The sequence below is a fragment of the Neisseria sp. WLZKY-1 genome (genome assembly GCF_046546535.1).
In the GTDB taxonomy this organism is placed as follows: Bacteria; Pseudomonadota; Gammaproteobacteria; order Burkholderiales; family Neisseriaceae; genus Neisseria.
Map to the genome: position 1 here is coordinate 1 of NZ_JBKGTW010000061.1, position 9948 is coordinate 9948.

A 9948-nucleotide genomic window follows, 5' to 3' on the forward strand; every position below is an offset into this window, starting at 1 on the left:
AGTCGCAAAAAGGGCATTTTTTGTATTCAAAGCCTTTGACCTCTTTTAAAGCCTTATAGGATAAGGCTTGCGGGGATTTTTAGCCTCCATTTTGTTACTTACGCCTAACTTAACAAATTAAAACAAAATTCGGGAATATGCGGGGTTTATGCAGGGAGGCGGGCAGGACGTGTTGCGCAGCAGCGCACGCGGGTTTTTGGGCTTGGCGGGGAGGCGTTCGGGCAGATGAAAGGCCGTCTGAAAAACGGGTTTCAGACGGCCTTTTGCCTGCGGCGGATTTACATTTCGATGCCGTGTTCTTTGAGCAGGGCGGCGATTTTTTCCTGTGTTTTGCGCTGTTTGAGCAGGGCGGCGATTTGGTCTTTGAGCTGGTCGAAAGGAGGGGCGTCGGCGGCCTGTTCGACGGCGGCGATTTTCAGCAGGTAGAAGCCGCCTTGGAAGGGGACGGGCTTGCGGCTGATTTCGCCGCGCTGCATGGGTGCGGCTGCGGCGGCCAACTCGGGCGGCAGTTCGGCCAGGGCGACGGGTTTGGCAAGCTGCGCCTGTGCGGGGTTGGGGTGGCGCTCCATCAGTTTTTCGAAGCTGAGTCCTTTGAGCAGCAGCTGTTGGGCGGCGAGGGCTTCGGCCTCGGTGGGGAAACCGACCTGTTGCAGTTTGACGGCGCGGGTCTGTTCGGTGTAGGCGGCGCGCAGTTCGGCGTCGTCTACGGTGACGGTGGCGGCGAGGTAGTCGGCGTATTGGTCGGCGTAGAAGCGGGCTTCGGCGTTTTGCCAGCGGGCGCGGACTTCGGGTTGTTTGTCGAGTCCGGCTTTAAGGGCTTCGGCTTTGAGGACTTCGTCGGCGGCCAGGCTTTTTTCGATTTGGGCGCGGATGTCGGCAGGGGGCTCGCCCGCGCCTTCGGGCGCCATTTCGGTCATTTGTTTGAGGAGGACGTCGATGCGGGCGCCGTCGATTTTGGGGGCGGCCGCGGCGGCGATGCCGGCGGCGGCCAGGGCGATGAGGGTGAGCAGCGGTTTGTGTTTCATGGTGTGTCCTGTGGGTTTATTTGGCCGGTGTGATGGTGGCTTTTTGGTAGAGGCTGCCGACGGCGTTTTCGAGTTTCTGCTGCATCATGTTTTGGGTGATGCCGGCTTTGACTTGGTCGAAGGCGGGAATCTGCATGGGGCGGCGGTCGTTGATGTAGAAGACGCCGTATACGCCGTTGCCGTTGACGGGTGTGGCGGTGAACTGGCCTTTTTTCAGGTCTTTGACGGCGGCGTAAACGGGCGGTGCGGCTTTTTCGAGGTCTTTGAGGGCGTCGTATTCGCTGTTGATGCCGCCGTTTTGTTTGGCTGCGGGGTCGGCGGAGTATTTGCGGGCGGTGTCGGCGAAGGGTTTTTTCGCTTTCAGGTCTTTAACAGCTTGTTCGGCATCCGCTTTTTTCGGGGTCATGATTTCGCCGAGTTGGATTTGTTCGCTGCCTTTGTAGTAGGCCTGCATTTCGTCGTAGGTTTTGCGGGCGTCAGCTTCGCTGACGGGCTGTGTTTGGACGATGTGGGCGGCGAAGGCTTGGTTGAGCAGCTCGTTTTGGAAGTCTTCCCATTGTTGTTTGAAGCCGGCTTTTTTGTCATCGCCGACTTTTTGCGCGGCTTTGCGGGCGTTTTCGGAGGCGGTTTTGAATTCGGCGCTCTGGTCGAGTTTCAGACGGCGTGCTTCTTGGGCGACCAGGATGCGGGTGACGGTGTCGCCGAGCAGCTCGTCGCGGATTTCGGGGCTGTCGGGCACTTTGGGGTTTTGCGCGCGGATGAGTTTGATCTGGCGGTCGATTTCGCTGCTGTCGATTTTGGTGCCGTTTACCGTTACCAGGGTTTGCGCGGCCAGGCTGCCGGAGAGGGTTGCGATGAGCAGTGCTTGGGCAATATGGGTTTTTTTCATGGTTTTCTCGCTTTGGGTGGGTCAGTTGAAAAATTCGTCGGGGGTGAGGGCGCGGATGGCGAGAGCGTGGATGCGGCCTGCTTTGAAGAGGCCGTCGAGCGGCTCTTTGACCATGCGCTGGCGTTTTAGGCGGGGCACGCCGTCGAAGGCGGCGCTGACGATGAGGACGCGGTAGTGGCCGCCGCCGGTGTTGCCGGCGTGCCCCGCGTGGAGGTGGCTTTCGTCGGTAAATTCGAATACGTCGGGATGCAGGTGCTGCAAGGCCGTCTGAATTTCCTGTTCCATGCCCGCCCCGTTATTTGAAAACGGCTTTGTAGGGCTTGATGAGCATTTCGGCGTAAACGCCCGCTTCGACGTAGGGGTCTTGTTCTGCCCATTCCTGCGCGGCATCGAGCGAATCGAAGGCGGCGATAATCAGGCTGCCGGAAACGCTGTCGGGATCGTCGGGCATGGGGTTGGGGCCGGCGGTGAGCAGGCGGCCTTCGGCTTTGAGCTGTTCCAGCCGCGCCAGATGGGCGGGGCGGGCTTGGGCGCGGGCTTCGCGCACGTCTTCGTTGTCGGTGGCCAAGAGCATGTAGTATTGTTCAGTCATTTTTTTGTTCCTGCGTGAGGTGGCGGCTCAGGTAGATGCCCTGTGCCAGAAAGAAAAGAAACATCAGGGTGGTGGAACCGAAGAATTTGTAGTTGTTCCAAACGGCTTCGCGTTCGGCGGTAAAGGGGTAGGCGACGGCGAGGTTGATGGCGCCCATCGTGGCCAGAAAGGCAATCCATGCGGCCGTGAGCTTTTTCCACACCGCGTCGGGCAGCTCGATTTCCTTGCCCAAGAGGGCGCGCAGGCCGTTTTTCTTCATCAGCGCCGCTGCCGCCATCGCCGCCGCGCCGCACCAAAAGAGCAGGGTGGGTTTCCACATGATGAAGATGCGGTCGCCCGTGAGTATCGTTGCGCCGCCGAAGATAACAATCAGCAGCAGGCTCAGCCACTGCATGGTTTCGAGGCGGCGGAACTTCCACCATAAAAACGCCGCCTGGACGATGCCTGCGGCAATGGCGACGGCTGTCGCCCAAATAATGTTTTTGGTGAGGATGTAGGTCAGGAAAAAGAGAATGACGGCAATCAGGTCGGTTGCTGCTTTCATGTGCAAAATGGCGGCAAAATGAAAACCGCCATCATACAGACCCGCGCCTTTTTTTGCACCTGTTTTGGCTGCAGCCGAAACGGAAAAAACGGCCGTTCGGCAAAGATGCGTGTGCAAACAATCGCATGATAGCCACATGAAAAAGGCATAAGCATTATTTTCGGCGTGTTAAATTTGGCAAGAATGTGCAATCAAAGCTATGATACGCGGCTGTAAAAGCCACGCGGCCGCAATCGCGCCGCAGTCTTAAAGAGGGATGAATTTTGAAAGCGAACAGTAAAATTAAGCTGATAGCGTTGTCCGTATCGCTGTTGGCATCATCGGGAGCCCCGGCCGCGCTGGGCGGGCTGCGCGTCAATTCCGGTTTGGGCGAGCCGTTTTCCGGCACTGTCACCGTCACCGGCAAAGAAGCCAAAGAGCTGCTCAAAGGCACCAAGCCCGCCTTTTCAGACGGCCGTCTGAAAGCCAATGTGCGCAAATCGGGCAACGATGCCGTGGTCAGCCTCAGCTCCGCTGCCGCCATCAAAGATCCTGTTATCGTCTTCCAAATGAGCGTCAAAGGCCAGTCGCGCCAGTACACCGCCGTGCTTGATCCGGCCAGCCCGAAAGCGAAAGCCGCCGTGGCCGCGCAGGCGAAAAAGGACGAGAAAAAAGAAGAAGCGGCCAAACCTGCGCGCGAAGAGCAGAGCAAAGCGAAAGAAAAAGCCGCAGCCGAAAAAGACAAGGCTGCCGAGCAGGCTAAAGCACAGCGGCCGTCTGAAAAGCCGTCCGAGCCCAAGCAGCCTGCGGCGAAAACGGCAGAACCCGGCCGCCATACCGTTCGGCCGGAGGAAACCCTCTTTATCATTGCCGACCAGCTGCGGCCGGACAATATGTCGCCCGACCAGGCTGTGCGCGCGCTGATTAAGGCCAACCCGAAAAAACTCGGCGGCAACCCCAACCGCCTGCTGGCTGGTACGGTGCTGACCCTGCCTGCTGGGTTCAAGCCGTCTGCGGCCATGCCTGCCGTGCCGTCCGAAAATGTCGAAATCAAAACGGCAAAAACGCCTGCCGAAAAAGCCAAACCTCAGCCGGAAGCGCCTAAGCAGGAAGCCGCGCCCGAAGCGGCCAAACCCGAGCCGGAAAAAGCCGTTCCGGATGCGACGGAAAACACCGTAGTACCGCCGCAGGATCAGGATGTGCAGAGCGCCGAAACTGACGGACAGCAGAGTGCCAAACCTGAATCTTCCGAGCCTGCTCCCGCCGCCGAAGACGCGCAAAGCGCACAGCCTGCCGCGCAGGAGTCTGCCGAAGCCGAAGAGGAGGGTGAAGGCGGGGGCTTCCTGTGGAAATGGGTGCTGGCCGGCGGCCTCGGCCTGACCGTTTTGCTGCTGCTGGCCAAGCTGTTGCTCAACCGCAAAGTCGCGCCCAAAGCCGCTGCAGCGGAAGACGAAGAATCGCCTTTCGACCAGCAGGACGGCATCCGTCTGCACCAGCCCGTTGCCAAACCGGAAAAGCCGAAAGCGCCGATTACCAAAAACCAGGCAGCGGAAGAAGAATTTACAGATGATGATGTCGAAGACGATATTGTGTTCTTCGACAACACCGACAGCGGCGACATCGGCCGAACCGAAAGCGAGGCCGACTTCGATCTGAATCTCGGCGCACTCGATCTCGATCAGCAGCAGGCCGGCATCATGAGCAGCGCGGTGACCGACGACGAAGAAACCCGCCGTCGCGCCAATGCCGATTGGGACAGCATCGAATCGACCGAAAGCGTGTTCGAGCCCGACGAGTTTGCCGTCAAAAAGCCCGAACCCGCTCCGCAGCCCGTCGAACCTGCTCCCGCTGCCGCCAAACCTGCTGTGGCGGCCGAGGCTGTCGGCTTTGCCAAGCCCGCAGCCGACACAGTCGCAGCGCAAAGTTTCGAGTCGGAATCTTTCGCAGTGGAAGCCCCGGCGGAAGAAAAACCTGCCGTCACTTCTTGGGCAACTGCCGGATTTGCCCGCTCCGAAGCCCCGCTTGAAACCGAACTGCCCGCATTTGCGACCGAACCCGTTGCCGATGCAGGCGCCGCAGTAGAAGAAACCGTTTCTTGGGCGGGTACGGGCGGCGCTGTTGTCGAAGAAGAGCCCCTGGCCTTTGCCGTTGAAGAATTTGCCGTCGAGCCGCAGGCCGCAGCCGAACCCGCATCTGTCGCGTTTGTTGAGGATACGGTTCCGGCGGCCTCTGCCGACGAAGCCGCGCCGCTGGATTTCGATTTGGAAAGCGTGGCTGTCCAGCCTGTTGCCGAAGCGGATGAAACCGTCGAAGTTTCTGTTGCCGGCCCCGAAGCCTTCGCCGTAACCGAACCCGTTTTGGACTTTGTCCCGGCCGACGAAGCGCTTGAAACGGCATTTCCGGGAGAAACGGCAGAAGTGGCGGAAACCGTTGCCGTTGAAGAGCCCGCACTTGCATTCGATATGCCGGAAGTGTCGTTTGATGTGGTTGAAGCGCCTGCCGAGCCTGTTCAGACGGCCGATCAGCCCGCAGCGGATCTGTCGGACTTCGGCTTTGTCGATACTGCGGAAACTATCGCACCCGCGGCCGACCTGTCGGGATTCGATGTTGCGGAAACCGTGGAAACCGTTGCGCCCGCAGCCGATTTGCCCGATTTCGGCCTAGTTGAAACCGTGAAAGCCGCGGCACCTGCCGGCGATTTTGCCGCGTTTGCCGAGCCCGAACCTGCGGCGGAAGTTGCGCTGCAGATCGAGCCGGAAACCGTCGGTGTGGCCGAAGCCGAGCCTTTGGCCGATCCGTTTGCCGCTGCCGAATCGGCGGCCGAACCCGTTGTCGAAGCGCCGCAGGCATCCGCCTCCGATTGGCAGGACGATGCGGAAATCGGCTTGGCCGACACGGTCACCTTCGATGATTCCCAGCTTGAAAGCGCCGACGATCTGGTTATCGATTGGGGCAGCCTTGATGCCGCACAAGCCGCCAGCGCAGACAAGCCCGCGTTTGTTTCCGAGTCGGTCGGCATGACCGCGCCTTTGGAAGCCAAATACGAATTGGCCGAGATGTATATCGAAATCGGCGACCCCGATGCGGCGCGCGAAACGCTGTACGAGCTGATTGAAGAGTCCTCCGGCGAAATCCAGGCCAAATCGAAAGCGCTGCTGGCCAGTATCGGCGGCTGATGCCTTTGCCCGAATGAATAAGCAAGCCCGAACGTAATGTTCGGGCTTTTTTTGTTTGGGGCGGATGCGGTTTGGGGACGCGCTCGTTTGCCGTTTTGCGGGCAAGAGGCCGTCTGAAAATCCGTCATGCTGCCGTTTGTTATGGTTTGAATGGCGGCATTTTTCTTTTGTTTTGCTGTTTGTTCGTCTGTTTTCCTGTGGGCAGGAAATCAAACAATATTTTCTTTTTATTCATTTGCTTGCTTTCTTGTTGTAAAAAATTTGCTGATGCGTCGTAAGGATTCGGCGGTATGGCCGTCTACTCGTACATGATGTGACGAAAAGGATATTTGCAATGAAACAAACTTGTTTGTGCCGCAGTACGCAGGGATTGGGGCAGGGCGTTGCGCTGCTGGCGCTGCGTCTGTTTGCCGCCTACGAGTTCGGAGAAGCGGGCTTGGAAAAATGGCGCGGCGAAAACTGGTTTGCCGACATCCGCGAGGCGTTTCCGTTTCCTTTCGATCTGCTGCCTGCCGGTTTGAGCTGGAATCTGGCGATGGGTGCGGAGCTGCTGGTGCCGCTGCTGCTGGTGTTCGGCCTGTTTACGCGCTTGGGTGCGGCGGCTCTGATGGTGCTGACGGCGGTGGCTTGGTATGCGGTGCACGCGGGCAACGGCTACAACGTTTGTGACAACGGTTATAAAATGGCTTTCATTTATCTGCTTCTTTTGTTGCCGCTGCTGTTGCAGGGTGCGGGCAGGTTCTCGCTCGATGCGCTGCTGGCGCGGCGCAGGCAGGCGGCAGACAAGCCGTAAAGAATACAGGCCGTCTGAAAAGGGGCGCAAAGCGGTTGCACTTCGTTGAGGCTTCTTTCAGACGGCCTGCACAGGCTGCCGGCCTTCTCCGGCATACGTTCGCTTTTTTCGTTTTTAATTTTTATTTCAGGAGTATGACCATGAAAAAAACTTCTTCTTTGGCCGCTTTGGCCGGTGCATTGGCATTGTTGGGCAGCCAGGCTGCCGTGGCGCATGACGGCCACGCGGTTCAGGGTGAGGCGGCTGTGAAAACCGCTGCCAAAAAATCTGCCGAAGGCGCTTGCGGCGAAGGCAAATGCGGCGCTGCGGCAACTGCTAAAAGCAAAGCCGCCGAAGGCAAGTGCGGCGAGGGCAAATGCGGTGCCGCGAAAAAACAGGCGAAAAAGCCGGTGAAAGCCAAAGCTGCCGAAGGCAAGTGCGGCGAAGGCAAATGCGGCAGCAAATAAGCTGATGGAGGCCGTCTGAAAGATGGAAACGGCCTTTCAGACGGCCTCAATCCGAGTATGTTTATCCCAAGCCACCACAAGAGGTTTGCAGTAAGCATGTTTGATTGTCAGGAGACAGATATGAGCATTTTGCAAGGCGCCGGACTCGGCTACAAACGTAGCATGGCGGCGGATTTCCGCCACCGCCTGCCCGATGCGGACGGTATTAATTTCATCGAAGCCGCCCCCGAAAACTGGCTGCGGATGGGCGGCGCGGCGCGGCGCGATTTCGACAGCGTGGCCGAACGTTTTCCGCTTGCCTGCCACGGCCTGTCGCTGTCGCTGGGCGGCCGCGATCCGCTGCGTATAGATTTTCTCAAACAGATTAAAGACTTTATCCGCCGCTACCGCATCGGCTTTTTTTCCGAGCACCTGAGCTATTGCGACCACAACGGCTTTGTTTACGACCTGCTGCCGCTGCCCTTCACCTGGGAAATGGTGCGCCACACCGCCGCACGCATCCGCACCGTGCAGGACGTGCTGGAAATGCGCATCGCCGTGGAAAACACCTCCTACTACGCGCACAGCCCGCTGGCCGAAATGAGCGAAGTCGAGTTTCTCAACGCCGTTGCCCGCGAGGCCGATTGCGACATCCATCTTGATGTGAACAATATTTACGTCAACGCCGTCAATCACGGCCTGCTCGCGCCGCGCGACTACATCGCCCAAGTGGACGCCGGCCGCGTCACCTATATGCACATGGCCGGACACGACCGCGAGGCCGCCGACCTGCTGATCGACACCCACGGCCAGCCCGTGTGCGACGATGTGTGGGACTTGTTCGCTGACGTCTGCCGCCTCCTGCCGCGCAGCGTGCCGACCCTGCTCGAACGCGACAACAACCTGCCGCCCTTCGCCGAACTCGAAGCCGAAGTCGCCCGCATTGCCGCCATCCAACAGCAAACCGAAAGGGAGCGCCGTGAACACCAAGCCGCATGAGAGGCCGTCTGAAAACCCCGCCGCCGCCTTCCAGGCCGCCCTAGCCGACCACGCCCGCGACGCCGCCCTGCCGCCGCCCGCAGGCATCGCCCCCGAGCGTCTGGCCGTTTACCGCCGCCTGCTGCTCAACAACCTGCGCAGCTTTCTCGAACTCTGTTTCAGCGGCAGCAGCGCCTTCATCGCGCCCGAAATGTGGCAGCGTCTGCAAGAGCGCTTCCTCATCGAAGCCCGCCCGCAGTCGCCGTTTTTCAACGATATTCCCAAACAGTTTCTCGACTACGTCGCCGCCAAGCCCGCGACAGAAAGGCCGTCTGAAAACATCCTGCACATGATGGCCTTTGAAACCGACCTGCTGCACGCCGAAACCGCCGAACAGAGAGAGCCGCTGTCCGCATGGAACGCCGACACCGTCCTGCAATGGGCGGCGGGCGCACGCCTGAAAGACTACCCCTGCGACTTCGTCTCCTCCGAGCTCGAAACCGTCGACGCGGACACCCCCGCCGCCGTCCTCACTTGGCGCGACGCGACCGGCACGGTATATTACCGCGCCCTAGACGGCGCCGACCGCTTCCTGCTCGCCCACTTCCAAGAAGCGCAAAGCGACACCGTCTCCTCCCTCGCCGCCAAACTGGCCGCACTTTCAGACGGCCTCGACAGCGCAACCCTCAACGGCCTGATTGCCGAATGGGTGGAAGCCGGCGTCTTACTTCCCGTGTCCGAACCCCCTTTATGACCCGAACCGACCCGCAAAACTTCGGCGGCGAACTCGCCGCCATGCGCCCCGACATCCTGCGTTTCGCCACCGTCCAACTGCGCGACAAAACCCTGGCCGAAGACCTCGTGCAGGAAACCCTTGCCGCCGCCTGGGACAAACAAAGCCAGTTCGGCGGCAAATCCGGCGTCAAAACCTGGGTCATGGCGATTCTGAAAAACAAAATCACCGACCACTTCCGCAGCAGCCGCGCCACTCTCAGCCTCGACAGCCTGCAGGAAGAAAACGAAGCCATAGACCAAGCCTACCGCGCCTGCTTCGATTCAGACGGCCACTGGCTCGAATCCGCCGCCCCCGCCGCCTGGCACGAACCCGAAAGCAGCATCGAACAGCAGGACTTCTTCCGCATCCTCGAACACTGCATGGACGGCCTGCCCGCCGACACCGCCCGCATCTTCTACCTGCGCGAAGTGATGGGCATGGACGTCGACGAAATCTGCCGCGAGTTTGCCATCAGCAAAGACAACTGCTACGTCATCCTCCACCGCGCCCGCAACGGCCTGCGCCGCTGCCTGCAGATACACTGGTTCGACCTGCCCGCGTAAATATTTATAGCGAGTCAAAATGAAAAAGATACAAGGCAGCAAGCCGCAGACAGTACAAGCAGTACGGCCAGGCGCAGCAACGCCGTAGGTTTTTTATTTTGACTCGCTAGGGTCTGTTGACATTCAGCTTGCGAGACGGTTTTTTGAGTAAAAAATGCCCGAATGCAAGGAAAAAAGCACAGCAAGGTTGGACACCTTGCGAGCATTTT

12 protein-coding genes are annotated in these 9948 nt (G+C 59.3%); 6 read left to right on the plus strand and 6 right to left on the minus strand.

The window, feature by feature from the left end; all coding sequences use genetic code 11:
* Nucleotides 1-278: 278 nt before the first annotated feature.
* Genes ACLD9W_RS11155 through ACLD9W_RS11175 form a run of 5 tightly spaced genes read right to left on the minus strand, consistent with a single transcriptional unit; the run spans nt 279 to nt 3050 of the window.
* A complete protein-coding gene (locus ACLD9W_RS11155; RefSeq protein ID WP_410842088.1) occupies nt 279-1025 on the minus strand; it encodes a peptidylprolyl isomerase in 747 nt (248 codons plus the stop codon).
* A 16-nt stretch (nt 1026-1041) separates the two neighbouring features.
* Nucleotides 1042-1914 carry a peptidyl-prolyl cis-trans isomerase gene (locus tag ACLD9W_RS11160; protein WP_410842089.1) on the minus strand — a complete coding sequence of 291 codons (873 nt, stop codon included), beginning with the start codon at nt 1912-1914 and terminating at the stop codon, nt 1042-1044.
* Nucleotides 1915-1935: 21 nt separating this feature from the next.
* A complete protein-coding gene (locus ACLD9W_RS11165; RefSeq protein ID WP_410842090.1) occupies nt 1936-2199 on the minus strand; it encodes a BolA family protein in 264 nt (87 codons plus the stop codon).
* A 10-nt stretch (nt 2200-2209) separates the two neighbouring features.
* Nucleotides 2210-2506, minus strand: a complete 297-nt coding sequence (locus tag ACLD9W_RS11170; RefSeq protein ID WP_410842091.1) for a YciI family protein — start codon at nt 2504-2506, stop codon at nt 2210-2212.
* A complete protein-coding gene (locus ACLD9W_RS11175; protein WP_410842092.1) occupies nt 2499-3050 on the minus strand; it encodes a septation protein A in 552 nt (183 codons plus the stop codon). The genes ACLD9W_RS11170 and ACLD9W_RS11175 overlap by 8 nt, the downstream gene beginning before the upstream one ends.
* Nucleotides 3051-3313: 263 nt before the next feature.
* On the opposite strand from ACLD9W_RS11175, the gene ACLD9W_RS11180 reads away from it, so the two are divergent.
* From ACLD9W_RS11180 to ACLD9W_RS11205, 6 genes are all read left to right on the plus strand, one after another.
* Complete coding sequence (locus tag ACLD9W_RS11180; RefSeq protein ID WP_410842093.1) at nt 3314-6205, plus strand: FimV/HubP family polar landmark protein; 2892 nt, start codon at nt 3314-3316, stop codon at nt 6203-6205.
* A gap of 334 nt (nt 6206-6539) precedes the next feature.
* Nucleotides 6540-6998: a DoxX family protein gene (locus ACLD9W_RS11185; RefSeq protein ID WP_410842094.1), complete on the plus strand. Its 459-nt coding sequence runs from the start codon at nt 6540-6542 to the stop codon at nt 6996-6998.
* A gap of 140 nt (nt 6999-7138) precedes the next feature.
* A complete protein-coding gene (locus ACLD9W_RS11190) occupies nt 7139-7444 on the plus strand; it encodes a periplasmic protein (protein ID WP_036495623.1) in 306 nt (101 codons plus the stop codon).
* A gap of 126 nt (nt 7445-7570) precedes the next feature.
* On the plus strand, nt 7571-8422 hold the full coding sequence (locus tag ACLD9W_RS11195; RefSeq protein ID WP_410842098.1) for a DUF692 domain-containing protein: 852 nt from the start codon (nt 7571-7573) through the stop codon (nt 8420-8422).
* Nucleotides 8403-9155 (plus strand): putative DNA-binding domain-containing protein, encoded by a 753-nt coding sequence (locus ACLD9W_RS11200; protein WP_410842095.1) that lies wholly within the window; start codon nt 8403-8405, stop codon nt 9153-9155. Before ACLD9W_RS11195 ends, ACLD9W_RS11200 begins: the two co-directional genes overlap by 20 nt.
* Nucleotides 9152-9739 (plus strand): sigma-70 family RNA polymerase sigma factor, encoded by a 588-nt coding sequence (locus ACLD9W_RS11205; protein ID WP_410842096.1) that lies wholly within the window; start codon nt 9152-9154, stop codon nt 9737-9739. Before ACLD9W_RS11200 ends, ACLD9W_RS11205 begins: the two co-directional genes overlap by 4 nt.
* A 14-nt stretch (nt 9740-9753) precedes the next feature.
* Here ACLD9W_RS11205 and ACLD9W_RS11210 read toward each other — a convergent pair.
* Nucleotides 9754-9948 (minus strand): hypothetical protein (locus tag ACLD9W_RS11210; RefSeq protein WP_410842097.1); only part of this gene is annotated, 195 nt, incomplete at its 5' end.